The 26,091-nt window shown below is 62.3% G+C and carries 20 protein-coding genes; 14 read left to right on the forward strand and 6 right to left on the reverse strand.

Translation table 11 applies throughout. From position 1 onward, the window contains the following. Nucleotides 1-294 (forward strand): transposase (locus G559_RS0123470; protein ID WP_155945753.1); only part of this gene is annotated, 294 nt, incomplete at its 5' end. 129 nt (nucleotides 295-423) lie between these two features. Here G559_RS0123470 and G559_RS0123475 read toward each other — a convergent pair. Continuing rightward, nucleotides 424-2,862, reverse strand: a complete 2,439-nt coding sequence (locus G559_RS0123475; protein WP_028630565.1) for a penicillin-binding protein 1A — start codon at nucleotides 2,860-2,862, stop codon at nucleotides 424-426. A 181-nt stretch (nucleotides 2,863-3,043) separates the two neighbouring features. Between G559_RS0123475 and G559_RS0123480 the strand changes: the two genes are divergently transcribed. From G559_RS0123480 to G559_RS0123535, 12 genes are all read left to right on the forward strand, one after another. After that, nucleotides 3,044-4,108 (forward strand): pilus assembly protein PilM, encoded by a 1,065-nt coding sequence (locus G559_RS0123480; RefSeq protein ID WP_028630566.1) that lies wholly within the window; start codon nucleotides 3,044-3,046, stop codon nucleotides 4,106-4,108. Further along, nucleotides 4,108-4,704: a PilN domain-containing protein gene (locus G559_RS0123485; RefSeq protein WP_028630567.1), complete on the forward strand. Its 597-nt coding sequence runs from the start codon at nucleotides 4,108-4,110 to the stop codon at nucleotides 4,702-4,704. Before G559_RS0123480 ends, G559_RS0123485 begins: the two co-directional genes overlap by 1 nt. Continuing rightward, entirely contained in the window at nucleotides 4,701-5,324 is a 624-nt protein-coding gene (gene pilO, locus G559_RS0123490; protein WP_028630568.1) for a type 4a pilus biogenesis protein PilO, read from the forward strand. The genes G559_RS0123485 and pilO overlap by 4 nt, the downstream gene beginning before the upstream one ends. Further along, nucleotides 5,321-5,854 (forward strand): type 4a pilus biogenesis lipoprotein PilP, encoded by a 534-nt coding sequence (gene pilP, locus G559_RS0123495; protein ID WP_028630569.1) that lies wholly within the window; start codon nucleotides 5,321-5,323, stop codon nucleotides 5,852-5,854. The genes pilO and pilP overlap by 4 nt, the downstream gene beginning before the upstream one ends. Before the next feature lie 57 nt (nucleotides 5,855-5,911). Continuing rightward, the gene (pilQ, locus tag G559_RS0123500) at nucleotides 5,912-8,008 is read left to right on the forward strand and encodes a type IV pilus secretin PilQ (RefSeq protein WP_028630570.1); all 2,097 of its coding nucleotides are present in this window, start codon (nucleotides 5,912-5,914) and stop codon (nucleotides 8,006-8,008) included. Nucleotides 8,009-8,013: 5 nt separating this feature from the next. Next, the gene (aroK, locus tag G559_RS0123505; RefSeq protein WP_081668151.1) at nucleotides 8,014-8,532 is read left to right on the forward strand and encodes a shikimate kinase AroK; all 519 of its coding nucleotides are present in this window, start codon (nucleotides 8,014-8,016) and stop codon (nucleotides 8,530-8,532) included. Nucleotides 8,533-8,588: 56 nt separating this feature from the next. Then, entirely contained in the window at nucleotides 8,589-9,692 is a 1,104-nt protein-coding gene (gene aroB / locus G559_RS0123510; protein ID WP_028630572.1) for a 3-dehydroquinate synthase, read from the forward strand. A gap of 9 nt (nucleotides 9,693-9,701) precedes the next feature. Beyond that, on the forward strand, nucleotides 9,702-11,357 hold the full coding sequence (locus tag G559_RS0123515) for an AAA family ATPase (RefSeq protein WP_028630573.1): 1,656 nt from the start codon (nucleotides 9,702-9,704) through the stop codon (nucleotides 11,355-11,357). 252 nt (nucleotides 11,358-11,609) lie between these two features. Next, nucleotides 11,610-16,055 carry a glutamate synthase large subunit gene (gene gltB, locus G559_RS0123520; RefSeq protein ID WP_028630574.1) on the forward strand — a complete coding sequence of 1,482 codons (4,446 nt, stop codon included), beginning with the start codon at nucleotides 11,610-11,612 and terminating at the stop codon, nucleotides 16,053-16,055. 36 nt (nucleotides 16,056-16,091) lie between these two features. Beyond that, nucleotides 16,092-17,510, forward strand: coding sequence for an FAD-dependent oxidoreductase (locus G559_RS0123525; RefSeq protein ID WP_028630575.1), 1,419 nt, complete (start codon nucleotides 16,092-16,094; stop codon nucleotides 17,508-17,510). 283 nt (nucleotides 17,511-17,793) lie between these two features. Further along, the gene (gene hemE / locus G559_RS0123530; RefSeq protein WP_028630576.1) at nucleotides 17,794-18,861 is read left to right on the forward strand and encodes a uroporphyrinogen decarboxylase; all 1,068 of its coding nucleotides are present in this window, start codon (nucleotides 17,794-17,796) and stop codon (nucleotides 18,859-18,861) included. Nucleotides 18,862-19,083: 222 nt separating this feature from the next. Beyond that, entirely contained in the window at nucleotides 19,084-19,848 is a 765-nt protein-coding gene (locus G559_RS0123535; protein WP_028630577.1) for a ParA family protein, read from the forward strand. A 53-nt stretch (nucleotides 19,849-19,901) separates the two neighbouring features. On the opposite strand, the gene G559_RS0123540 is transcribed toward G559_RS0123535, so the two are convergent. The 4 genes from G559_RS0123540 to G559_RS0123555 all read right to left on the reverse strand — a co-directional run bounded on the left by G559_RS0123540 (nucleotide 19,902) and on the right by G559_RS0123555 (nucleotide 23,610). Beyond that, on the reverse strand, nucleotides 19,902-20,726 hold the full coding sequence (locus tag G559_RS0123540) for a universal stress protein (RefSeq protein ID WP_028630578.1): 825 nt from the start codon (nucleotides 20,724-20,726) through the stop codon (nucleotides 19,902-19,904). A 73-nt stretch (nucleotides 20,727-20,799) separates the two neighbouring features. After that, on the reverse strand, nucleotides 20,800-21,243 hold the full coding sequence (locus tag G559_RS0123545) for a PaaI family thioesterase (RefSeq protein ID WP_028630579.1): 444 nt from the start codon (nucleotides 21,241-21,243) through the stop codon (nucleotides 20,800-20,802). An 89-nt stretch (nucleotides 21,244-21,332) separates the two neighbouring features. Further along, the gene (trxC, locus tag G559_RS0123550; protein ID WP_028630580.1) at nucleotides 21,333-21,767 is read right to left on the reverse strand and encodes a thioredoxin TrxC; all 435 of its coding nucleotides are present in this window, start codon (nucleotides 21,765-21,767) and stop codon (nucleotides 21,333-21,335) included. Nucleotides 21,768-21,822: 55 nt separating this feature from the next. Next, nucleotides 21,823-23,610 carry an SLC13 family permease gene (locus G559_RS0123555; protein WP_028630581.1) on the reverse strand — a complete coding sequence of 596 codons (1,788 nt, stop codon included), beginning with the start codon at nucleotides 23,608-23,610 and terminating at the stop codon, nucleotides 21,823-21,825. 237 nt (nucleotides 23,611-23,847) lie between these two features. Here G559_RS0123555 and G559_RS0123560 point away from each other — a divergent pair, with 237 nt between their 5' ends. Next, nucleotides 23,848-24,543 carry an aspartate/glutamate racemase family protein gene (locus G559_RS0123560; protein WP_028630582.1) on the forward strand — a complete coding sequence of 232 codons (696 nt, stop codon included), beginning with the start codon at nucleotides 23,848-23,850 and terminating at the stop codon, nucleotides 24,541-24,543. A 75-nt stretch (nucleotides 24,544-24,618) separates the two neighbouring features. On the opposite strand, the gene selO is transcribed toward G559_RS0123560, so the two are convergent. Beyond that, nucleotides 24,619-26,079: a protein adenylyltransferase SelO gene (gene selO, locus G559_RS0123565; protein ID WP_028630583.1), complete on the reverse strand. Its 1,461-nt coding sequence runs from the start codon at nucleotides 26,077-26,079 to the stop codon at nucleotides 24,619-24,621. Between the last annotated feature and the right edge of the window lie 12 nt (nucleotides 26,080-26,091).

Here is a 26,091-nt window from a genome sequence, read left to right on the forward strand (position 1 = left end):
AAGCCGCAGTGCACCAATGCCCGGCGCCGACACGTGACCCGGCATGCCCATGAAGCGGCGTTTGCGCGGATGCAGCAGCGGATGCAGGCGCATCCGGAGATGATGGTCAGGCGCCGATCCATCGTCGAACACCCCTTCGGCAACCTGAAGCAGTGGATCCTGGGCAACGGCCGCTTCCTGCTCCGCCAGTTGCAGGGCGCACGCACGGAAATGGCCCTGGCGGTAAACGCCTACAACCTGAAGCGGGCCCTCAACGTGCTGGGCGCCCGTCGGTTGATCGAGCTGATGGGATAAATCCCGCTCCTCGCTTTCGATTACCCAGAAACACCAACGCCCCGAACCAGTCGGGGCGTTGGCTTGGCCTGCACTCAGGGAGTTTTCACACAGCCTGAGTCGCGGGGCTTTTTATTGGGCGCCTGTTCCTCAGAACAGGTCGATGGGGGCAGCTTCGTCGGCGGGCAGCGGGCTGCCGGGGATGGCCAGGCCCGGATCCAGCTCGCTCATTGGCGGCGGTGTGTCTTCGCTCTTGAACAGCTCGAAGAACGCATCCGGCGTGCCGGGGCTGGCAGCGCGACCGCTGAGGGGATCGATACGCAGGGTCAGCAGGCCGGCGGGCTCGGGCTGGACGTGGGCCGGCTTATCCTTCAGAGCGGTGCCCATGTAGTTCATCCAGATCGGCAGCGCGACGGTGCCGCCGTACTCATGGCGGCCCAGGCTTTCCGGCTGGTCGAAGCCAACCCAGACTGTGGTGACGTAGTCGGCGTTGTAGCCGGAGAACCAGCTGTCCTTGGACTCGTTGGTGGTGCCGGTCTTGCCAGCGATGTCGTTGCGACCCATGGACAGGGCGCGGCGACCGGTCCCGCGTTTGATCACATCCTGCAGCATGCTATTGAGGATGTAGGTAGTGCGCGGGTCGACGATGCGCTCTGCAGTGGCCGGTGTCTGGCTTTGGGGTGCTGAGGCGTCGGTGGAGGCAAGCAGGGTGTCCGGCGCGGCATTCGCCTGTGCGACTTCGCTGGATTGCGCCTCGTTTTCTGGAACTCGCGGCGGATTGGCGACGAACAGGACCTTGCCGTCGCGGCTTTCGATCCGATCGATCAGGTAAGGCTGCACCTTGTAGCCGCCGTTGGCGAAGGCGCTCCAGCCGCCGGCGATCTCCAGTGGAGTGAGGTTGGCCGTGCCAAGCGCCATGGATAGGTTGCGCGGCAGGTCATCCTTGTTGAAGCCGAAGCGGCTGATGTAGTTCAGCGCATAGTCGATGCCGACGGCCTGCAGCACGCGGATCGACACCAGGTTGCGCGACTTGTACAGGGCTTCGCGCAGGCGGATCGGGCCGAGGAAGGTGTTGTTGTCGTTCTTCGGGCGCCAGGCTTCTTCCATACCTGCTTCCTGGAAGACGATGGGGGCATCGTTCACCAGGCTGGCGGCGGTGAAACCGTTGTCCAGGGCTGCGGCATAAAGGAACGGCTTGAAGCTCGAGCCTGGTTGGCGCTTGGCCTGCGCGGCGCGATTGTAGTTGCTTTGCTCGAAGGAGAAGCCGCCGACCAGGGAGCGAATGGCGCCGTCATTCGGATCCAGTGAAACGAGTGCGCTCTGCGCAGCGGGAAGCTGAACGAAGCGCAGGCTTCCATCGGCCTGGCGCTGTACGCGAATCAGATCACCGACCTGGGTGACGTCAGCGGGCTGTTGCGGGCGTGGGCCGAGGCTGTTGGTGTTAAGGAAGGGACGGGCCCACTTCATGCTGTCCCAGCTCACCGCTTCTTCCTGGCCACTCCGGGTCAGGACCAGGATGCCGCTTTTCTCTACCTGGGTGACGATGGCCGGCTCCAGGCCGCCAAGCGACTTCTGCTTGCTCAGTTCCTGCAGCCAGGTTTCCTTGGTCATGCCCGGTAGGCGGGTTTCCGGGCCGCGGTAGCCGTGGCGTTGGTCGTACTCGATCAGACCTTCGCGCAGGGCGGTGTTGGCGGCTTGCTGGAGGTCGCTGGGGACGGTGGTGGTGACGCGGAAGCCTTCAGTGTAAGCATCGCTGCCGTAGCGACCGACCATCTCGGCGCGGGCCATCTCGGCAATGTAGGGCGCGGCCAGTTCAGGCGTGGGAACGTGGTAGCTGGCATTGATCGGCTCATTGAGCGCTTGCTGGTAGCGGGCATCATCGATTCGGCCGAGCTTGTACATGCGTCCGAGGATCCAGTCACGTCGTTCCTTGCTGCGGGTCGGATTCACCAGCGGATTGAAACGCGAGGGGGCCTTGGGCAGGCCGGCGATCATCGCCATCTGTGCGAGGCTGAGTTCACGAATGGACTTGCCGTAATAGACCTGTGCTGCGGCTTCGATACCGTAGGCGCGGTTACCGAGGTAGATCTTGTTCACATAAAGTTCAAGAATTTCATCTTTGCTGAGTTCCCGTTCAATTTGCAGGGCTAGCAATATTTCATTGATCTTGCGGGAGAAACTTCTTTCGCTGGTGAGGAAGTAGTTCTTCGCCACCTGCATGGTGATGGTGCTGCCGCCTGTCTGGATGTGGCCAGTCTTCAATAATTGCGTGGCAGCGCGCATCAGGCTGGTGAGGTCGACGCCATAATGGTTCGCGAAATTGTCGTCCTCGGCAGCCAGGAGGGCCTTGATGAAATCCGGCGGGATGTCGGCGAAACGCACCGGAGACCGGCGCATCTCGCCGAACTCCGCGATCAGCTTGCCATCGCTGCTGTAGACGCGTAGCGGGATCTGGAGCTGGATCCTGCGTAGCGAGTCGACGGACGGAAGGCTGGGGCTAAGATAGAGGTAGGCGCCGCTGAAACTGAGCAGCAGGCCACAGAAAACGGCGACGAAGGACCACCAGAAAAACTTCAGCAGGCGAATCAAGGCTTGTGGATTTCCAGGCAAAAGAATGAGTTAAGTAGTAGGCGATGATAAAAGGCAAAAGCCGATCACATTATAAGCGTTTTTTTTCCGGGGGAGCCATTTGCGCTTCTGTCAAGACTGCTATTTAATGTGGAAAAACATAAATCGTCCGTAAGTCTCGGACGCAGATAGGAAATCGGTCGTGCTAGGGCTCTTCAATAAGAAAGCGAATTCGCTGTTGGGGATCGACATCAGCTCGACCTCAGTCAAGCTCCTTGAATTGAGTCGCTCGGGAAGCCGCTTCAAAGTGGAGTCCTATGCCGTCGAGCCACTCCCACCAAACGCGGTTGTCGAAAAGAACATCGCCGAGCTGGAGGGCGTTGGGCAGGCGCTTTCCCGTGTGGTCACGAAAGCGCGTACCGGTGTCAAGGCTGTCGCGGTAGCCGTGGCCGGTTCGGCTGTGATCACCAAGACCATCGAAATGGAAGCCGGGCTCTCCGATGATGATCTGGAGAACCAGTTGAAGATCGAGGCCGACCAGTACATTCCCTATCCGCTGGAAGAAGTTTCCATCGACTTCGAGGTGCAGGGGCCATCCGCGCGTAACCCGGAGCGGGTCGACGTACTGCTGGCAGCTTGCCGGAAGGAGAACGTCGAAGTGCGCGAGGCCGCGCTTGCGCTGGCCGGGCTCACTGCCAAGGTGGTCGACGTTGAAGCCTATGCGCTGGAGCGCGCCTATTCGCTGCTTTCGGCCCAGCTCGGCGATTCGCATGACGAGCTGACAGTAGCGGTCGTCGACATCGGCGCCACCATGACCACCCTCAGCGTCCTGCACAACGGGCGCACCATCTATACCCGCGAGCAGCTCTTTGGTGGTCGCCAACTGACCGAAGAGATCCAGCGTCGTTATGGTCTCTCGGTCGAAGAGGCTGGCCTTGCCAAGAAGCAGGGTGGTCTTCCGGATGACTACGACAGCGAGGTTCTGCAACCGTTCAAGGATGCAGTCGTCCAGCAGGTTTCCCGTTCGCTGCAATTCTTCTTCGCCGCGGGCCAGTTCAACGATGTGGATTACATCCTCCTGGCGGGTGGTACGGCTTCGATTCCCGATCTGGATCGACTGATCCAGCAGAAGATCGGTACGCCGACCCTGGTTGCCAACCCGTTCGCCGACATGGCACTGAGTAGCAAGGTCAATGCGGGCGCGCTGGCCAGTGATGCGCCGGCGCTGATGATTGCTTGCGGCTTGGCGATGAGGAGTTTCGACTGATGGCGCGCATCAACCTACTCCCCTGGCGGGAGCAACTGCGCGAGGAGCGCAAGCAGCGCTTTCTGGTGGCAATGGGGGCCATTCTGGCGCTGGGCGCCGGTGCAGTGTTCCTGGGTGACCAGTACCTGAACAGCGCCATCGAGAACCAGCAGGCGCGCAATGACTTCGTTCGCAAGGAAATTGCTGTCCTGGATGCCAGGATCAAGGAAATCAGCGAGCTGAAGACTCGTCGTCAGCAGCTCCTTGAGCGGATGAAGATCATTCAGGACCTGCAGGGCAACCGACCGATCATTGGTCGTGTATTCGATCAGTTGGTGCGTACTCTGCCCGATGGTGTCTTCTTCACCGGTCTGAAAATGACCGGGAAAAGCATCGCTATTGTTGGCGCCGCCGAGTCGAACAACCGGGTTTCCAACCTGATGCGTAATCTGGATGCCTCGGAGTGGCTGGTTTCGCCCAATCTCACCGAGGTCAAGGCGATTACTGCCGGGGCAGTGGACCAGGCCAACGTGTTCCAGTTGACCGTGCAGCAGACCCAGCCGGGCTCCGAAGAGGAAAACGGCAAGAACGCCGCCACCAAAGGAGCCGCGAAATGAGTTTCTCCGACTCCCTCGAAAGCCTGCGCAAGATCGATTTGGCTGATCTGGACGTCAACAACCTGGGGTCCTGGCCCATTGCGGTCAAGGTCATCACTTGCGTACTGCTGCTGATACTGGTGCTGGTGCTGGGTTACAACTTCCATCTCAAGGACCTTGAGCTCCAGTTGGACTCGAAGCGTGCCGAAGAGGCGACTCTAAAGGAGCAGTTCGCTGCCAAGGCTTTCCAGGCCGCGAACCTGGAAGCCTACAAGGAGCAGATGAAGGAGATGGAGACCTCCTTCGGTGCTCTGTTGCGCCAGTTGCCCAGCGACACCGAAGTGCCGGGCTTGCTGGAAGACATCACCCGTACCGGTCTGGGCAGCGGTCTCGAGTTCGAAGAGATCAAGTTGCTGCCGGAGGCTGCCCAGCAGTTCTATATCGAGCTGCCGATTCAGATTTCGGTGGTTGGCGGTTACCACGATCTGGCGACCTTCGTCAGCGGCGTCGCCAGCCTGCCGCGGATCGTCACCCTGCATGATTTCGACATCAAGCCTGTTGGCCAGGACAGCGGCTCCAAGTTGCGTATGTCAATCCTGGCCAAGACCTACCGCTACAACGACAAGGGGCTGCAGAAATGAGTAGTCCTCGCGCCCGCCTGGCACTTTGTGCCCTGATGCTCGCCAGCCTTTCCGGTTGCGGTGCTGGCAGCGACTTTGGTGACCTCCAGGCCTATATGGATGAGGTGCGCGCCCGTCCGAAGGGTTCCATCGAACCCTTGCCGAAATTCCAGCCTTATGAGGCCTTCACGTACAGTGCTGCCGCATTGCGCAGCCCCTTCCAGCCGCCGATCAAGATCGATCTGGCCAAGCAGCAAAAGGGGTCGAAGGACGTTCACCCGGACGAGACCCGCGTCAAGCAATTCCTCGAGGGCTTCAACATCGAGTCCTTCGAAATGGTCGGTACCCTGTCCAATGGCTCGGGAACCTTTGCCTTGATCAATGGTGCAGGAGGGGTGCATCGGGTCAAGGTGGGTGACTACCTGGGTCGTAACCACGGCCGCATCGTTGGCATCGATGAAGCCAAGGTCGACGTGGTCGAGATTGTCCCGGATGGAGAAGGCGGATGGCTGGAACGTCCGCGCAGTCTCGCGCTCAGAGAGCGCTCTTGAGGGCGAGGTGAATCACCGATGAAGAATAACTACCGGTCTGCACAACGGAACCAGATGATGAAAAGCTCGCTATCGCGCCTTGGTATCACGCTATTGGCTGCACTGCTGTCGCCAGCGCTGCTGGCTGCGAACCTGCAGGCGCTGGATGTTGCGGCCCTTCCGGGCGACAGGGTTGAACTCAAACTGGCTTTCGACGAGCCAGTGGTCGCTCCCCGTGGCTATACCATTGAGCAGCCTGCGCGCATCGCCCTGGACCTTCCAGGCGTGTCGAACAAGCTGGGCTCCAAGAATCGCGAGTTGGGCGTAGGCAACGCTCGCAGCGTGACGGTGGTCGAGGCCAAGGATCGCACCCGTCTGATCATCAACCTGACCACCCTGGTGCCCTATAGCACCCGTGTGGAGGGTCGAAACCTTTATGTCCTGGTGGGAGATTCCGCGTCCGCCGCTCCGCGCACTGTGGCGTCCGCGCCAGCTCCGGCCGCTGCCCCCCTGACGGCTTCGCAGCCGGTCAAGAGCTACGGCCGTGCCGATCGCGCCATCGAAAACATCGACTTCCAGCGTGGCGAGCAGGGTGAGGGCAATGTGGTCATTACCCTGTCCGACCCCAGCGTCAGCCCGGACATTCAGGAGCAGGGCGGCAAGATTCGCCTGGACTTCTCCAAGACCCAGTTGCCAGAGCCTCTGCGTGTACGCCTGGATGTGAAGGACTTCGCCACTCCGGTGCAGTTTGTCAGCGCCTCGGGTTCCGGCAGCAACGCCAGCATCAGCATCGAACCTACCGGCTTCTATGACTATCTGGCCTACCAGACCGACAACAAGCTCACCGTCAGTATCAAGCCGCTGACCCAGGATGACGTGGAGAAGCGCAGGGCCGAACGGTTTGCCTACTCTGGCGAGAAGCTGTCGCTGAATTTCCAGGACATCGACGTGCGCTCGGTATTGCAGCTGATTGCCGACTTCACCGACTTGAACCTGGTGGCTTCGGACACCGTGCAGGGCAACATCACCCTGCGCCTGCAGAATGTGCCGTGGGATCAGGCTCTGGACCTGGTGCTGAAGACCAAGGGCCTGGACAAGCGCAAGGTCGGCAACGTGCTGCTGGTCGCGCCGGCTGACGAAATTGCCGCTCGCGAGCGCCAGGAGCTGGAATCGCAGAAGCAGATAGCCGAACTCGCTCCCTTGCGTCGTGAGCTGATCCAGGTGAACTACGCGAAGGCTGCCGACATCGCCAAGCTGTTCCAATCCGTCACCAGTGGCGACCCGAGTGCCGACGGTACCGAAGAGCGCGGCTCCATTACCGTGGACGACCGCACCAATAGCATCATCGCCTACCAGACCGAGGACAAGCTGGGCGAATTGCGCCGCATCGTCGCCCAACTGGATATCCCGGTTCGTCAGGTGATGATCGAGGCGCGCATCGTCGAAGCCAACGTCGACTACGACAAGGCTTTGGGTGTGGAATGGCGTGGCGTGAGCATCGGTGATAACAACTTCGTTGTCGGTGGCGGTGGCGCCGGTCGTCCGGCTGCTTCGCAGGCAGGCAACGTGAACCTGGCGAATGCTCCATTCGTCGATCTCGGCGCCAGTGGTGCTACCTCGAGCCTTGGTATCGGTTTCATCACCGATAACACCATTCTCGACCTCGAGCTGTCGGCCATGGAGAAGACCGGCAACGGCGAGATCGTGTCGCAACCCAAGGTGGTCACCTCTGACAAGGAAACTGCCAAGATCCTGAAAGGTTCCGAGATTCCCTATCAGGAGGCCAGTTCCAGCGGTGCCACCAGCACTTCCTTCAAGGAGGCGGCCCTGTCCCTCGAGGTGACTCCGCAGATCACTCCGGACAACCGCATCATCATGGAGGTCAAGGTCACCAAGGATGCTCCGGACTTCGCCAACGCCCTGAACGGCGTACCGCCGATCAACAAAAACGAAGTCAACGCCAAGGTACTGGTCAACGATGGTGAAACCATTGTCATAGGTGGGGTATTCTCCAACACCCAAACCAAGGCGGTGGACAAGGTGCCCTTCCTCGGCGACCTGCCCTTCCTCGGCCGCATGTTCCGTCGCGACGTGGTTCAGGACAAGAAATCCGAGCTACTGGTATTCCTCACTCCCCGTATCATGAACAACCAGGCAATTGCGGTGAGTCGCTGATATCGGTGCGAAATTTGATTCTGATCGGCCCGATGGGGGCAGGAAAAAGCACCATCGGGCGTTTGCTTGCAAAAGAACTGCGACTTCCCTTCAAGGACTCCGATAAGGAAATCGAACAGCGCACCGGAGCGAATATCCCTTGGATATTCGACGTCGAGGGTGAGCAAGGCTTTCGTGATCGTGAACAGTCGATGATCGAAGAGCTTTGCGAGCAGGACGGTGTCGTCCTGGCGACTGGCGGCGGCGCAGTGCTACGACCGGCCAATCGCCAGGCCTTGCGCTGTGGCGGGCGAGTTGTCTATCTGCATACCTCCGTTGAGCAGCAGATCGAACGGACCGCTCGGGACCGCAATCGCCCGCTGCTGCGCTCGGCTGATCCAGGAAAGGTCCTGCGCGACCTGATGGCGATTCGCGATCCGCTCTACCGCGAGATCGCCGATATCATCATCGAAACCGACGAGCGGCCGCCGCGCCTTGTGGTGCAAGAAATACTGGCGCGCCTGCAGGCACTGCCGCCCCGTTAAGTTAATGCGCGGGCGGAACTGCGCTATCCTTTAGCCCTTTTTATGTCGGGGGCCCCATGCGGACACTTCAGGTCGATCTTGGCGAGCGTAGCTATCCCATTCATATAGGTTCCGGCCTGCTGTCGCAGCCGGAGCTCTTCACGCCGCATATCGCGGGTCGGCAGGTGGCTATCGTCACCAATGAGACTGTGGCGCCCCTCTATCTTGAGAAACTGACCCAGGCCTTGCAGGGCTATTCGGTCTTGCCGGTTGTGCTCCCTGATGGCGAGGCCCATAAGAACTGGGAAACCCTGCAGCTGATCTTCGACGCCCTGCTGGGTGCGCGCCATGATCGGCGCACTACCGTTATTGCCCTTGGGGGCGGTGTGATCGGTGACATGGCCGGCTTTGCTGCAGCCTGCTACCAGCGTGGCGTGGACTTCATCCAGGTACCTACCACTCTGCTGTCCCAGGTGGACTCCTCGGTCGGTGGCAAGACCGGGATCAACCATCCGCTGGGCAAGAACATGGTCGGCGCCTTCTATCAGCCCAAGGCGGTGATCATCGACACGGACAGCCTGCGCACCTTGCCGGAACGCGAACTGTCTGCCGGCCTGGCCGAGGTAATCAAGTACGGCCTGATCTGCGACGAGTCGTTCCTGCCCTGGCTCGATGAGAAGATGCCTGCCCTGCGCGGCCTCGACGCCGGCGCCCTGACCGAGGCCATCGAGCGCTCCTGTGCCGCCAAGGCCAGGGTGGTCGGGGTGGATGAGCGTGAGTCTGGTCTACGCGCCATTCTCAACCTGGGCCACACCTTCGGCCACGCCATCGAAACTCAGCAGGGTTACGGTGCCTGGTTGCACGGTGAGGCAGTATCGGCAGGTACCGTCATGGCCCTGGAGATGTCCAGCCGTCTGGGCTGGATTTCAACCGACGAGCGCGATGCGGCTATTCGCCTCCTGCGCAGTGCCGGCTTGCCGGTCGTACCGCCGACGGACATGACGCCGGAACAATTTCGCCAGCATATGGCCGTAGACAAGAAGGTGCTCGATGGCCAGCTACGCCTGGTGCTGCTGCGCCGTATAGGCGAAGCCGTCGTGACTGCCGAATATTCGCGCGATGCGCTGGAGGCCACTCTGGCCGCCGACTATCGCGCCCTGGCCGACAAGCTTGGAGAGTAAAGGATTCCCATGAGCAGCCTGCACGCCGACGAGGCCTACCTCGGTCATTACCAGTTCACCCATGACCCGTTCGCGGCGCGGGTGCCTGGCTTCAAGTTCTTCCCTGCCCAGCGCAAGCCGGTGCTTGGTCAGCTGCACCATCTGGCGCGCTATAGCCAACTGATGCTCGTGGTGAGCGGCCCGCATGGCAGTGGCAAGACCCTGCTGCGTCAGGCCCTGGTCGCCAGCACCAACAAACAGGCCGTGCAGAGTCTCGTGGTATCGGCTCGCAATTCGGTCGAAGCCGGAGGTCTGCTAAGGCAGATCGCCCAAGGGCTGAGTGTTGCCCAGGCCGATGTGCGTTCCATTCTGGCCCAGGTTGCCCAGCTCGCCCTGACCGGCCAGGAGGTGTATCTCCTGGTGGATGACGCCGAAGAACTGGATGACGCGTCTCTCGACAACCTGCTGGCCTTGGCCGAGGGCAATGTCGAGGCGCGCACCCACGTATTCCTGTTTGGTGAAGACTCCTTGCTGGCACGCCTCGATGCTCTGGCTGAAGGGGAGGAGCGCTTCCATGTCATTGAGCTACAGCCCTACAGTCAGGAAGAAACCCGTGAGTACCTCGCTCAGCGCCTCGAAGGTGCTGGTCGTGGCATCGAGTTGCTGAGCGATGAGCAGGTGGAAGAGATCCACCTGCAATCCGGTGGTTGGCCCGGTTCGATCAACCAGGTCGCACGTGATCTCATGGTCGAAGCGATGCTTGCCGAGCGTGGCGCGTCGCGGAAGTCCGCTACCGGCTTCAGCCTGCCGAAGAAACACCTGCTGGCCCTTGCAGTCGTCGGGGTTGGCGTGATTGCTGCTTGGATGATGCAGGGGCGCAACGACGGCAATGCTGACACTGCACCCGCAGCCGCCCAGGTGCCGTTGGGGCAGGCGCCAGCTGGCCAGGCTGGCAGTCAGGATGATTCTGGCGCGCCGGCTGTCGAGTTTGCAGGTTCCTCGCAACCGCTGCCGTTGCCGTTGGTGGGAGAAGCTCAGCCGGTGATTCGCGAACCGCTGGCGCAGGCGGCTGGTCAGGGCGAGCCGGAAGATGCTCCGGCACCCGATGCGACCGCCAATGTGCCGCCCACCGTCACCACCGTTGCACCGCCCCAGGGGGCGACAGCCAGTCCAGCGCCTGCACCGGTAGAACCCATTGCGTCGTCGCAACCGTTGCCCATGCCGACTCAGCCTGTCGCAGCTGTGCCTGTTGCCCCGGTCGCACCCGCCAAACCTGCCGCTCCGGCTCCGGCGGCCGCTTCGTCCCCGGCACCCAAGCCGGCTCCCGCGCCGAGCCAGGCCGCGGCCAAGCCGGCTGAGAAACCTGCAACGGCGCCTGCGGCCGCTACTGCGGGTGGGAGTGCGGGGAGTGGTTGGTACCGCAGCCAGACCGGCAATCATTTTGCCCTGCAGGTGCTTGGCACCAGTTCGGAGAACAGTGCCAAGGCCTTCGTTCAGCAGAATGGCGGCCAGTACCACTACTTCAAGAAGCAATATCAGGGCAAGGCGCTCTATGTCGTGACCTATGGCAGCTTCCCTAGTCGCACTGCTGCCCAGGCTGCGATCAAGTCCCTGCCGGCCAAGGTTCAGGCTGGTAAGCCCTGGCCCAAGACCTTCGCCAGCATCCAGCAGGAGATGGCTCGCTAGTTTCGCGCGAGCCTGATCCCTCGCCTTCTGACCAGGCGGTCGCTAGCACGACCTCCTGGTTCATTCATTCATTTTTGCGACATCGACTTTCACTAGTTGGCCACTAAGATTTGTGGTCGACCAAGGGGCTATGTACAATGACCTCCCTTTGCCTACGCAAAAGCTGGCAACAAGTCCGGCGCGTATGGTAAGGAGTTGAATTACAAAGCAATTCTGCCTTTTTCTTAAGGCAGCCCTGGTGAGAGTTCCCCTATGAAAGCAGGTCTGTACCATCCTGATGAATTCAAGGATAACTGCGGTTTCGGCTTGATCGCCCATATGCAGGGCGAGGCGAGCCACCATCTTCTGAAAACCGCCATTGAAGCCCTGACCTGCATGACCCACCGCGGCGGCATCAACGCCGACGGCAAGACCGGCGACGGTTGTGGTCTGTTGATCCAGAAGCCCGATCTTTTCCTGCGTGCTATTGCCAAGGAGACTTTCGCGGTCGATCTGCCTGCCCAGTACGCTGTTGGCATGGTCTTCTTCAACCAGGACCCGGCTCGTGCCGAAGCCGCTCGCGAGAACATGAATCGCGAAATCCTCGCTGCGGGCCTGCAACTGATCGGCTGGCGCAAGGTTCCGGTGGACACCAGCGTCCTTGGTCGCCTGGCCCTCGAGCGCCTGCCGCAGATCGAGCAGGTCTTCATCGGCGGAGAAGGTCTGGGTGACCAGGAGATGGCGGTCAAGCTGTTCAGCGCCCGTCGTCGCTCCTCCGTGGCCAACGCCGCTGACGCCGACCACTACATCTGCAGCTTCTCGCACAAGACCATCATCTACAAAGGCCTGATGATGCCGGCCGACCTGCAGCAGTTCTACCCGGACCTGGGTGACGAACGCCTGCAGACCGCCATTTGCGTCTTCCACCAGCGCTTCTCTACCAACACCCTGCCGAAGTGGCCGCTGGCGCAGCCCTTCCGCTTCCTCGCCCACAACGGCGAGATCAACACCATCACCGGCAACCGCAACTGGGCGGTAGCCCGTCGCACCAAGTTTGCCAACGAGCAACTGCCCGACATCGATGAGCTCGGCCCGCTGGTCAACCGCGTGGGTTCCGACTCCTCCAGCATGGACAATATGCTCGAACTGATGGTCACCGGCGGCATCGACCTGTTCCGTGGCGTGCGCATGATCATCCCGCCGGCCTGGCAGAACATGGAAACCATGGATGCCGACCTGCGTGCTTTCTACGAATACAACTCCATGCACATGGAGCCCTGGGACGGCCCTGCCGGCGTCGTGCTGACCGATGGCCGCTACGCCGTTTGCCTGCTCGACCGTAACGGTCTGCGTCCGGCTCGCTGGGTCACCACCAAGAATGGCTACATCACCCTCGCCTCGGAAATCGGTGTGTGGGATTACAAGCCGGAGGACGTGATCGCCAAGGGCCGTGTCGGCCCGGGCCAGATCCTCGCGGTGGATACCGAGACCGGCCAGGTCCTCAACACCGAAGACATCGACAACCGCCTGAAGTCGCGCCATCCGTACAAGCAGTGGCTGCGCCAGAGTGCTGTGCGCATCCAGGCCAAGCTCGACGACGACCACGGCGTGGCCAGCTACGACAGCGACCAGCTCAAGCAGTACATGAAAATGTTCCAGGTCACCTTCGAGGAGCGTGACCAGGTACTGCGCCCGCTGGCCGAACAGGGCCAGGAAGCGGTTGGTTCCATGGGCGACGACACCCCCATGGCCGTGCTGTCCCAGCGCGTGCGCTCGCCGTTCGACTATTTCCGTCAGCAGTTCGCGCAGGTCACCAACCCGCCGATCGACCCGTTGCGTGAAGCCATCGTCATGTCCCTGGAGATCTGCCTCGGTGCCGAGCGCAACATCTTCAGTGAGTCGCCCGACCACGCCACCCGCGTGATCCTCAGCAGCCCGGTGATCTCCCCGGCCAAGTGGAGCGCGCTGATGAGCCTGGATCGTCCGGGCTTCGAGCGGCAGATCATCGACCTGAACTACGACGAGAGCCTCGGCCTCGAAGCGGCCGTGCGCAACATGGCTGACCAGGCCGAAGAAGCCGTGCGCTCCGGCAAGGTCCTGTTGGTGCTGACCGATCGCCACATCGCGCCCGGCAAGCTGCCGGCCCACGCGTCCTTGGCCGTCGGTGCCGTGCACCATCGCCTGGTGGAAAAGGGCCTGCGCTGCGACTGCAACATCCTGGTCGAGACCGCCACTGCCCGCGATCCGCACCACTTTGCCGTGCTGGTCGGCTTCGGTGCTTCCGCCGTGTACCCGTTCCTCGCCTACGAAGTGCTGGCGGACCTGATCCGCACCGGCGAAGTGCTGGGCGATCTGTACGAAGTCTTCAAGCACTACCGCAAGGGCATCTCCAAGGGTCTGCTGAAGATCCTGTCGAAGATGGGGATCTCCACCATCGCCTCCTACCGTGGCGCGCAGCTGTTCGAAGCCGTCGGCCTGTCCGAAGAAGTGGTGGACCTCAGCTTCCGTGGTGTCGCCAGTCGCATCAAGGGTGCACGCTTCGTCGACATCGAGTCGGAGCAGAAGCTGCTGGCCTTCGAAGCCTGGAACAACCGCAAGGCCATCCAGCAAGGCGGCTTGCTGAAGTTCGTCTACGGCGGCGAGTACCACGCGTACAACCCGGACGTGGTGAACACCCTGCAAGCCGCCGTGCAGCAGGGCAACTACGAAAAGTTCAAGGAATACACTGCGCTGGTGGACACCCGCCCGGTGTCGATGCTGCGCGACCTGCTCAAGGTCAAGACCATCGACCAGCCGCTGCCGCTGGACGAGATCGAACCGCTGGAGTCCATCTTCAAGCGCTTCGACGCAGCGGGTATTTCCCTGGGCGCGCTGTCTCCCGAAGCGCACGAAGCACTGGCCGAAGCCATGAACCGCCTGGGCGGCCGCTCCAACTCCGGTGAGGGCGGTGAAGACCCGGCGCGCTACGGCACGGTGAAGAGCTCCAAGATCAAGCAGGTGGCGACCGGCCGCTTCGGTGTCACCCCGGAATACCTGGTCAACGCCGAAGTGCTGCAGATCAAAGTCGCCCAGGGCGCCAAGCCCGGTGAGGGCGGCCAGTTGCCCGGCGGCAAGGTCAACGGCCTGATTGCCCGTCTGCGTTACGCAGTGCCTGGCGTCACCCTGATTTCGCCGCCGCCGCACCATGACATCTACTCCATCGAAGACCTGGCCCAGCTGATCTATGACCTCAAGCAGGTCAACCCGCAGGCGCTGGTCTCGGTGAAGCTGGTGGCCGAAGCGGGCGTTGGCACCATCGCCGCTGGCGTGGCCAAGGCCTATGCCGACCTGATCACCATCTCCGGCTATGACGGTGGCACCGGCGCATCCCCGCTGACTTCCATCAAGTACGCGGGCAGCCCGTGGGAACTTGGCCTGGCGGAAACCCACCAGACCCTGCGCGGCAACGACCTGCGCGGCAAAGTTCGGGTGCAGACCGACGGCGGCCTGAAAACCGGCCTCGATGTGATCAAGGCGGCCATCCTTGGCGCCGAAAGCTTCGGCTTCGGTACAGCACCCATGATCGCCCTGGGTTGCAAATATCTGCGCATCTGCCACCTGAACAACTGCGCCACTGGTGTCGCCACCCAGAACGACAAGCTGCGCAAGGACCACTTCATCGGCACCGTCGAAATGGTGATGAATTTCTTCACCTACATCGCCGAAGAAACCCGCGAGTGGCTGGCCAAGCTGGGCGTGCGCAGCCTGAGTGAACTGATCGGCCGTACCGACCTGCTGGAAATGCTGCCGGGCGATACCGAGAAGCAGGGCCACCTGGATCTCAGCCCGCTGCTGGGCAGCGACCACATACCGGCTGACAAGCCGCAGTTCTGCGTCGTTGAGAAGAACCCGCCCTTCGACCCGGGCCTGCTGGCCGAGAAGATGTGGGACATCGCCAAGGCAGCCGTCGAAGGCAAGACTGGTGGCGTCTATGACCTGGAAATCTGCAACTGCGACCGTTCCATCGGCGCGCGGATTTCCGGCGAGATCGCCCGTCGCCACGGCAACCAGGGCATGAAGGATGCTCCGGTGACCTTCCGCTTCCGCGGTACCGCGGGCCAGAGCTTCGGTGTGTGGAACGCGGGTGGCCTGAACCTGTACCTCGAAGGCGATGCCAACGACTACGTGGGCAAGGGCATGACCGGCGGCAAGGTGGTCATCACTCCGCCCAAGGGCAGCCCGTTCAAGAGCCAGGAGTCGGCCATCGTCGGCAACACCTGCCTCTACGGTGCCACTGGTGGCAAGCTGTTCGCCGCAGGAACTGCAGGCGAGCGCTTCGCAGTGCGTAACTCCGGCGCCCACACTGTGGTGGAAGGCACCGGCGACCATTGCTGCGAGTACATGACCGGCGGTTTCGTCTGTGTCCTGGGCAAGACTGGCTATAACTTCGGTTCCGGCATGACTGGCGGTTTCGCCTACGTACTGGACCAGGACAACAGCTTCGTCGACCGGGTCAACCACGAGCTGGTGGAGATCCAGCGCATCAGCAACGAGTCCATGGAGGCTTATCGCAGCCACCTGCACGGCGTGCTGGTGGAATACGTCAAGGAAACCTCCAGCGATTGGGGTGCCCACCTGCTGGAAAACCTGGACGATTACCTGCGTAAGTTCTGGCTGGTCAAGCCGAAGGCCGCGAGCCTTGCCTCGCTGCTCTCCAGCACCCGTGCCAACCCGCAATAACAACAGCGCCTGAAGTGGTTTGATGAGGTTTTTTTAATGACTGAACGTCTGAACAACGACTTCCAGTTCATCGAGGTCGGGCGCAAGGATCCGAAGAAGAAACTGTTGCGCCAGCGCAAGAAGGAATTCGTCGAGATCCATGACCTGTTCAAGCCGCAGCAAGCGGCTGACCAGGCCCACCGCTGCCTTGGCTGCGGCAACCCCTATTGCGAGTGGAAGTGCCCGGTGCACAACTTCATTCCGAACTGGCTGAAGCTGGTTTCGGAAGGCAACATCCTGGCTGCCGCCGAGTTGTCGCACCAGACCAACACACTGCCGGAAGTCTGCGGCCGCGTGTGCCCGCAGGACCGCCTTTGCGAAGGCGCCTGCACGCTGAACGACGGTTTCGGTGCCGTGACCATCGGCTCGGTGGAGAAGTACATCACCGATACCGCGTTCGCCATGGGCTGGCGTCCGGACATGTCCAAGGTCAAGCCCACCGGCAAGCGTGTAGCGGTGATCGGTGCCGGTCCGGCGGGCCTGGGTTGCGCCGACGTACTGGTGCGCAATGGCGTGGCTCCCGTGGTCTTCGACAAGAACCCGGAAATCGGTGGCCTGCTGACCTTCGGTATCCCCGAGTTCAAGCTTGAGAAACAGGTGCTGAGCCGTCGCCGCGAAGTCTTCACCGGCATGGGTATCGAGTTCCGCCTGAATACCGAGGTGGGCAAGGACGTGACCATGGACCAACTGCTCGAGGAGTTCGATGCAGTCTTCATGGGCATGGGTACCTACACCTACATGAAGGGCGGTTTCCCGGGCGAGGACCTGCCGGGCGTGCACGACGCGCTGGATTTCCTGATCGCCAACGTCAATCGCAACCTCGGCTTCGAGAAGTCTCCCGAAGACTTCGTCGACATGAAGGGCAAGCGCGTGGTGGTCCTGGGTGGTGGCGACACTGCGATGGACTGCAACCGCACCTCCATTCGCCAGGGCGCCAAGGCCGTGACCTGTGCCTACCGCCGTGACGAAGAGAACATGCCCGGTTCGCGCAAAGAGGTGAAGAACGCCAAGGAAGAGGGCGTGAAGTTCCTCTTCAACCGCCAGCCCATCGCCATTGTTGGCGAAGACAAGGTGGAAGGCGTGAAGGTGGTCGAGACCCGTCTCGGCGAGCCGGATGCCCGCGGCCGTCGCAGCCCCGAGCCCATTCCGGGTTCCGAGGAGATCATTCCGGCCGAAGCCGTGCTGATCGCCTTCGGCTTCCGTCCGAGCCCGGCGCCCTGGTTCGAGCAGTTCGAAATCAGCATCGACAACCAGGGTCGCGTGGTCGCCCCCGCGCAGGCGCAGTTCAAACACCAGACCAGCAACCCGAAGATCTTCGCCGGTGGCGACATGGTCCGCGGTTCGGACCTGGTGGTGACGGCGATTTTCGAGGGGAGGACCGCCGCCGAAGGCATCCTGGACTACCTGGGCGTCTAAGCTACTGCGCTCGGCCAGGCGTTGTTGAAAACAGGCTCGGAATGCTCATTAACAGCTAGTAAACTCCGCTTCCTCGCCTGTTTGACTCACTGGCGCTCGCCCTTCGGGCCAGCCTCTGGCTGTTACTTCCGTTGGTCGTTGCGCCTAGCCTGACCTTCGCTCGTGACGCTCAGAGAGCTGCGGTTCGCGGCATTTCGTCGCGATGGACAAAAGGCACGGCACTCGCCGTGCCTTTTGCGTTGGGCTTTGCGAAAATGCCCGCACTTTTTCGTTGGACACTGCCATGACCGTCTTGAAGAACGACCGTTTCCTCCGCGCCCTGCTCAAGCAGCCCGTTGATGTCACTCCCGTCTGGATGATGCGCCAGGCCGGTCGTTACCTGCCGGAATACCGAGCAACCCGCGCCAAGGCCGGTGACTTCGTCAGCTTGATGAAGAACCCTGAACTGGCCTGCGAGGTCACCGTCCAGCCGCTGGACCGTTACCCCCAGCTGGATGCGGCGATCCTCTTCTCCGACATCCTCACTATTCCCGATGCCATGGGCCAGGGGCTGTACTTCGAGACCGGCGAAGGCCCGCGCTTCAAGAAAGTGGTGAGCAACCTGGCCGACATCGACGCCCTGCCGATCCCGGACCCGGAGCAGGACCTGGGCTACGTGATGGACGCCGTCCGCAACATTCGCCGCGAGCTGAATGGCCGCGTACCGCTGATTGGCTTCTCCGGCAGCCCCTGGACGCTTGCCACCTACATGGTCGAAGGCGGTTCCAGCCGTGACTTCCGCAAGTCCAAGGCGATGCTCTACGACAACCCGCAAGCCATGCACGCCCTGCTGGACAAGCTGGCCCAGTCGGTGACCGTCTACCTGAACGGCCAGATCAAGGCCGGCGCCCAGGCGGTGCAGATTTTCGACTCCTGGGGCGGCAGCCTGTCAGCGGCGGCCTACCAGGAATTCTCCTTGGCCTACATGAAGAAGATCGTCGACGGGCTGATCCGCGAACACGACGGCCGTCGCGTACCGGTGATCCTCTTCACCAAGGGCGGTGGCCTCTGGCTGGAATCCATGGCTGACAGCGGCGCCGAAGCCCTGGGCCTGGACTGGACCTGCGACATCGGCAGCGCCCGCGCCCGCGTTGGTGACAAGGTCGCGCTGCAGGGCAACATGGACCCCTCCGTGCTGTACGCCAATCCGGCGGCCATCCGCGCCGAGGTGGGCCGTATCCTCGCCGCCTACGGCAAGGGCTCTGGCCACGTATTCAACCTCGGCCACGGCATCACCCCGGAAGTCGACCCGGCCCACGCCGGTGCCTTCTTCGAGGCAGTGCACGAACTGTCGGCGCAGTACCACGCCTGAGATCCGTGCAATGGAAAAGGCCGCTTTCGCGGCCTTTTTTAGTTGATCCTGATGAGTTCGCCGCGCTGTGCTTCTGGAGCCTGGTCGATGGTGAGCAATGGAGGAGTCCTCCGAGTGGCTTTTTGATTTCACTTGTTTGGTGCAAGCATCTTGCCGGAGGCCTCGCCCTTGTCATGGGCATTGCATAGAATCCGACACTTATCAGGCTCAGTGAGGTGTGCGATGCGGCGCGTGGTTTTCAATCAGAAGGGCGGTGTCGGCAAGTCCAGCATTGCCTGTAACCTGGCGGCGGTGAGTGCTTCGCAGGGGTATCGCACCCTGTTGATCGACCTCGACGCCCAGGCCAACTCTACCCACTACCTCACCGGCCTGACCGGTGAAGATATCCCCATGGGGATCGCTGACTTCTTCAAGCAGACGCTCTCGGCTACCGCCTTCCGCAAGGGCAAGGTGGATATCTACGAAACGCCCTACGACAACCTCCACGTGGTGACCGCCACGGCTGAGCTGGCCGATCTCCAGCCGAAGCTCGAGGCCAAGCACAAGATCAACAAGCTGCGTAAGTTGCTGGACGACTTGGCCGAAGACTACGACCGGATCTACCTGGATACGCCTCCTGCCCTGAACTTCTATACGGTTTCCGCGTTGATCGCCGCCGATCGCTGCCTGATTCCCTTTGACTGCGACAGCTTCTCCCGCAATGCGCTCTACGGGTTGCTTGCAGAAATCGAGGAGTTGAAAGAGGACCACAACGAGGGCCTGGAAGTGGAGGGCATTGTGGTCAACCAGTTCCAGCCGCGGGCGACCTTGCCCCAGCAGTTGCTGGATGAGCTATTGGAGGAGGGGCTGCCGGTGCTGCCGGTCAACCTGATGATGTCGGTGAAGATGCGCGAGTCGCACCAGGCCTGCAAACCGCTGATCTACTTCGATCGTAGCCATAAGCTGACCCAACAGTTCGTCGAGCTGCACGACCTGCTGGAAAGCTGATGGCTCGGTAATGGACAGCATCTTGTTCGCCCCGGCTTGCCGGGGCGAATGCGTTATTTGACCAGCAACAGGTCGGCGGGTGGGTTTTGCAGGTAGCGCAGGGCGAGGCTGCCAAGCAGGGCCTGCGCAATCAGGCTGCGGCCGTGGCTGCCGAGGGCGAGCAGTTGTGGGCGCAGGCTGGCGATGCCGTCGTCCAGTGCCTTGGGGAGCGAGCCACGCAGCACTTCCACTTCCACTGTGGGGGCCCGTTCGGCCAGGCCGGCGAGTTCGTCTTCCAGCAGCTTCCCCAGTAGCACTTTCTGGGTTTCCAGGAAATCGCCCGAGCTGGCGCTTCTGGACAGCAACCTGTTGCCCAGCTCCATCACATTCAGTGCGGTCAGGTGGGCCTCCCGAGGTAGCAGGGCGCAGCCCTTGCGCAGGGCGTCGCAGGCGCAGAGGGAGAAGTCCAGGGCGGCGACGGCACGTTGGTAGGGCTGTTCAGGTCGCTCCCCGACTACCAGGAGCAGTGGCGTGGTGAGGTGGCGGGCGACCCGCTCCAGCGTGGTGCCAATGAAGAGCTCGGGTGCGTTGTGGTGGTGCCGGCCGATAACGAGCAGGTCTGCCTGGCTGTCGCCTGTTTCCTCGAGAATCTCCTGTGCCGGACGGCCCTTGCGCAGTAGCACCTGGCAGTCCTCGGCGCCCAGCTGTGCCAGGCGTTCAGTGAAGTACTGCTGGGCTGCATCCCGCAGGTTGCCCTGGACAGCATTGGGCAGGTGGTCCTCGAGAACGTGCAGCAGGGACAGGCGTGCATTGTGCTGGCGGGCCAACTGGATGGCACGGCGCAGGGCGATGTCTGCTTCGTGGCTGAGGTCATGGGCGACAAGGATGTGCTGGAACATGGTGGGGGCCTCCTCTGAGGCTCGCACTCTGCGACTTTTCGTCACCCGCCATTTTGATCCAGGGCAAGGCCGATCAATGGGCTCGCATCTGATAGAGCCCGCGGCTCTGCGCAACCACTTCGCCGTCGGCGTCCAGTAACTGCAGCTCCAGCAGGTAGTCGGCCTTGCCGTTGGTTTCGGCCTCTTGCTGGATGCGCGTGATTTCCTCGCTGCCCATGCGTGCTTCGACCGTAATGTCCCCCTTGGCGGGGCGGCGGAAGCGCAGGTTCATTTCCTTGATGATGGGGTAGAAGCGGCGGCTGTCGAAGCTGGTGAGAAAGAGCGCGCCGCCGGGTACTTCGGCCAGGGTGAAGAGTGCCCCGGCGTAGAGCGTGCCGATGTGGTTCTGGTTACCTTCCAGGGGCATGCGCAGGCGCACATGGCCGGGCTCCAGGACCTCGGCCTTGAGGCCGCTGCGTTTGACGAAGGCGATCTGTTCCTCGGTCAGCTGGCGAACCAGTTCGATGGGCATGGACATGGCGGACTCCGGCTTGGCGATGTCCAGAGACTAGCGGCCGTGGCCATCCGGGCAATGACCGGGATGGCCAGCATGATTGACCGAAGCGATCAGATGCCTTGGGCGCTGAGCCAGCCGAGCAGTTGCGGCAGGGGCAGCGCACCGCTCTGGCGTGCGACCTCGCGGCCATCCTTGAACAGGATCAGCGTGGGGATCGAGCGGATGCCCAGTTGCCCGGCGAGGTTGCGGTTGGCCTCGCTGTCCAGCTTGCCCAGCCGGCAACGGCCCTGGAGCTGGCCGGCGGCCTGCTGGTAAATGGGGGCGAAGGCCTTGCAGGGACCGCACCAGTCGGCCCAGACATCCACCAGCAGCGGCAGGTCGCCGCGTAGTTGCTTGGCGAAGCTGGTCTCATTCAGGTCGAAGGGGGCGGTGGGTAGCACGGCGCCCTTGCAATGCCCGCAACGCGGCGAGTCGCCCAGGCGGGCGGCGGGAATGCGGTTCAGGCTGGCGCAGTGGGCGCAGGGAACAAGCAAAGGATCGGTCATGAGGGACTCCAGAGTCGGTGATACCGATCTGGAGCCGCGCCTGCGAATTTCAAGGTTACTGCAGCGGCCAGATGCGCGGGATCACCAGCATGGCGACCCCGACCATGAGGATGTTCAGCGGGATGCCAATGCGCATGAAGTCGCTGAATCGGTAGCCGCCGGCGTTGTAGACGAAGGTGTTGGTCTGGTAGCCGATCGGAGTGGCGAAGCTGACGCTGGCGGCGAACATCACCGCGACCACGAACGGCCGGGGGTCCAGTCCGAGGCTTTGGGCAATGCCGATGGCGATAGGGGTGACGAGGACCGCCACGGCGTTGTTGGAGAGGATCTCAGTGAGGATGGTGGTCAGCAGGTAGACGAAGCCCAGCATCAGCAGCGGGCTGGCGTTCGGGATCGCGGCCATGGTCTTGGCCACGACGAGGTCGATCAGTCCCACATTGTCCATGGCGATGCTGATGGCGAGCATGCCGAAGATCAGGCTCAGTACTTTCCAGTCCACGGCCTTGTAGGCGTCATCTACGTCCAGGCAGCGGGTGCCCAGGACCACGGCGCAAGCGATGATCGCCAGCCCCTCGATGGGCATGAAGCTGAAGGCGGACAGGACGACCACTGCCAGGGTCGCAAGTATTGCGATGGGCGCCTTGTCGCGGCGGTAGGCGCGTTCCTGCACGGCATTGAGGCTGATCAGGTCGCCGTTGTCGGCGAAGCGCTTGATCTGTGCAGGCGTGCCTTCCACCAGCATCACGTCGCCGAACTGCAGCTGGAAGTCGTCCAGGTTACCCTGCACGTTCTCGTCCTGGCGGTGCACGGCAAGCACGGCGATGCCATAGCGCGCGGTGAGGTCGAGGTCGCGCATGGGGCGGTTGCTGTAGCGCGAGTTACGCCCGACGATGGCCTCGGCCACGATCACATCATGGCTGCTGACGGTCTCGAAGGCCTCGCCGCGGTTGAAGGTGAGCTTGTTGCTCTCCCGCAGGTCGACCACGTCCTTGACCTGGCCGTGCAGGACCAGCAGGTCGCCGGCCGCCAGTGCCGTGTCATGGCCCGGCTCGGTGATTTCCAGCTCGTCGCGGAAGATTTTCAGCACCTTCAGGCCACTGCCGCCGTTGAGGTTGGCCTCGCCGATGGTGCGGCCGATCACCGGTGAATCGTGGGGCACCAGCAACTCACTCATGAAGGTTCGGCCCAGGTCCGGGCGCAGTTGCTTGGAGAGGGTTTCGCGGTCCGGCAGCAGGCGGCGGCTGAACAGCATCAGGTAGACGAAACCGACGGCGCAGAAGGCCAGGGCCGCCGGGGTGATCTCGAACATGCCGAACGGCTCGAGGCCGGCCTTGCGCGCCACGCCGTCCACCAGGATGTTGGTGGAGGTGCCGATCATGGTCAGCATGCCGCCCAGCACCGTGGCATAGGACAGCGGGATCAACAGTTTCGAAGGCGAGCTGCTGGCACGTTTGGCCAGGGCGATGGCTACCGGGGTGAGGATGGCTACCACCGGGGTGTTGTTGAGGAAGGCAGACACCACCAGGGCCGTGATCATCAGGCCTGCGAGCACGCGGGTGGGGCTGTCGCCCACCAGGTCACCGAGCCAGTTGCCAAGGGCATCGATGCAACCTGTGCGCTCCAGCGCTGCCGAGAGCACGAACATGCAGGCGATGGTTACGGGGGCGGAGTTGGAAAGCACGCCGAGCACGTCGTGGGGCGTGAGTTGCTGAGCGGCCAGCAGGGCGGCGACGGCGATGGCCACAACCACGTCCGGGGTCCACTTTTCGCGGACGAACGCATAGAGCACCCAGACCAGGAGCGCAGACACGAATAGCAGAGGGAAAGCGTCCCAAGAGGGCATGGAGTTCCTTAGAGGGCGTGCGAATCTCGTATGAGGTATCGGGCGCGCCTGTAAGGCACCCGCGCAAGGCCGCCAATTTAGTGGGGTTTTTTTAGAGAGTCTAAGACAATTTCAATAGGTTTATATGTCATTTGGTTATCAGCGGAAGGCTGTATTCCTGCCTTGCCATGCAGCTGTATGCCTGCAGCGCCGGGGGCATCAGCTAGGCTGGGTCTTTCCATTCAAGAGGTGGCAGTGATGAGGATGCTGGGCGTTCTGGGTGGGATGAGCTGGGAATCCACCGTTACCTATTACCAACTGCTCAACCGAGGCGTGCGCGACCGTCTGGGCGGGCTGCATTCGGCGCCTCTGCTGCTGCACTCGGTGGACTTCGCGCAGATCGCCGCGCAGCAGAAGGCCGGTGAATGGGAGGCTGCCGGTGGGGTGTTGGCGCAAGCCGCGCGTGGGCTGGAGGGTGCTGGTGCGACGGCGCTGTTGTTGGCCACCAACACCATGCACAAGGTCGCTGCGGCCATCGAGCAGGCCGTGGATATTCCGCTGTTGCACATTGGCGATGCCGTTGGCGGGGCGCTGCGTGCGGGCGGCGTCGAGCGTGCGGCCCTGCTTGGCACCCGCTTCACCATGCAAGAAGACTTTTACCGCGAACGCCTGGACCGGAGCTTCGGCATTCAGGTGCTGGTGCCCGACGCGGAGGCAATGGCGGAGATCGACCGGGTGATCTTCCAGGAACTCTGCGTGGGGCAGTTCCTGCCTGCTGCCCGAACCTTCTATCTCGACCAGCTGGCGCAGTTGAAGGCGCGGGGTGCGCAGGCGGCCATCCTCGGTTGTACAGAAATTGGTCTGTTGCTGGACGGCTGCGCCTCGCCGCTGCCGCTGGTGGACAGCGCCGAGCGGCATGTGGCGATGGGCTTGGACTGGATGTTGGGCCGCTAGCCCTGATTTGTAGGAGCCAGCTTGCTGGCGAAAAAAGTCGTTCGCTAGCAAGCTAGCTCTTACAGGGATCGCGGCTCAGGACGAGCAACTGATCTCCAAATGCTTGCCCCATTCCGGCGGGCGCTCGGCAAAACGTTCCATGCCAGGTTGTTCGTCGAACGGGCGGGAAAGTACCGCGTGCAGTTGGCGCACCTCGGCATAGTCACCCTGCTGGGCCGCCTCGATGGCGCGCTGGGCGAGGTAGTTGCGCAGGACGTACCTGGGGTTCACCGCGTGCATTCGGGTACGGCGTGCTTGCTGGTCGTCGCCTTCCAGCGCCGCGCGGGCCTGGTAGTCGGCGGCCCAGGTATCGAAGCCTGCCAGGTCGACGAAGTCTTCCCGCAGCTTGCGCAGTGCCTGCTCCGGGCTCTCCTCGCCCAGACGGCGGAAAAACTGGTTGTAGTCCACGGCACTGCCTTGCATGAGTTGCAGCAGGCGCTGCACTCGCGCCTCGTCTTGCTCGTCAGCTGAGGTGAAGCCCATACGGCGACGCATCAGGTCCAGGTAATGGGCCTGGTAGAGCGGCAGGAACAGGTTGAGGGTCTCTCGCAGCTGTTCCACGTCGACGAAGGGCGTCAGCGCCTGCGCCAGGGCCGCGAGGTTCCAGTGGGCGATAGGCACCTGGTTGCTGAAGCTGTAGCGGCCGGTGTCGTCGGAGTGGTTGCAGATGTGGTTGGCATCGAAGTCGTCGAGGAAGGCGTAGGGGCCGTAGTCGAAGGTGATGCCGAGGATCGACATGTTGTCGGTGTTCATCACGCCGTGGCAGAAGCCGTAGGCCTGCCAGAGGGCGATGAGTTCGGCATTGCGTTCCAGCACTTCGCGGAAGAACGCGGCCCAGGGTTGCTCCTGCTCCAGGCATTGGGGGAAATGGCATTCCATGACGTGTCGCCCCAGGGTTTCGAGCTGCTCGTGCTGGCGCGTGTAATAGAAGTACTCGAAGTGACCGAAGCGTACGTGGCTCGGCGACAGACGCAGCAGCATGGCGCCGGTTTCGCGCGTTTCCCGGTACACCGGGGTCGAGGAACCGGTCACACACAGTGCGCGGCTGGTGGGAATGCCCAGGGCGTGCAGGTATTCACTGGCGAGGAATTCGCGTATCGAGCTGCGCAGCACCGCGCGGCCATCGCCCATGCGCGAGTAGGGCGTCTGGCCCGCGCCCTTGAGGTGAAGGTCCCAATGCTCGCCGGCATCGTTGAGCACCTCGCCCAGCAGCAGTCCGCGGCCGTCACCCAGGCGCGGGTTGTAGGCTCCGAACTGGTGCCCGGAATAGACCATTGCGCGTGGCTCTGCCTCGGACCAGAGCTTGTGCCCGGAGAACAGCTCGGCGAACACCTGGGTGTCGGCTTCAGCCGGGTCCAGGTCGAGCAGGGCCATGGCCGCCGGACTGGCCACCACCAGGCGCGGCTCCGCGATGGGCTCGGGCAGCACCTCGGTGGAGAAGGCATCCCCCAGGCGGGCGAAACGGTTGTCGAACTGCAGGTCGTCGAGTCTTTTCATGGGCTCAGCTTG

Source organism: Metapseudomonas resinovorans DSM 21078, assembly GCF_000423545.1.
Classification (GTDB): domain Bacteria; phylum Pseudomonadota; class Gammaproteobacteria; order Pseudomonadales; family Pseudomonadaceae; genus Metapseudomonas; species Metapseudomonas resinovorans.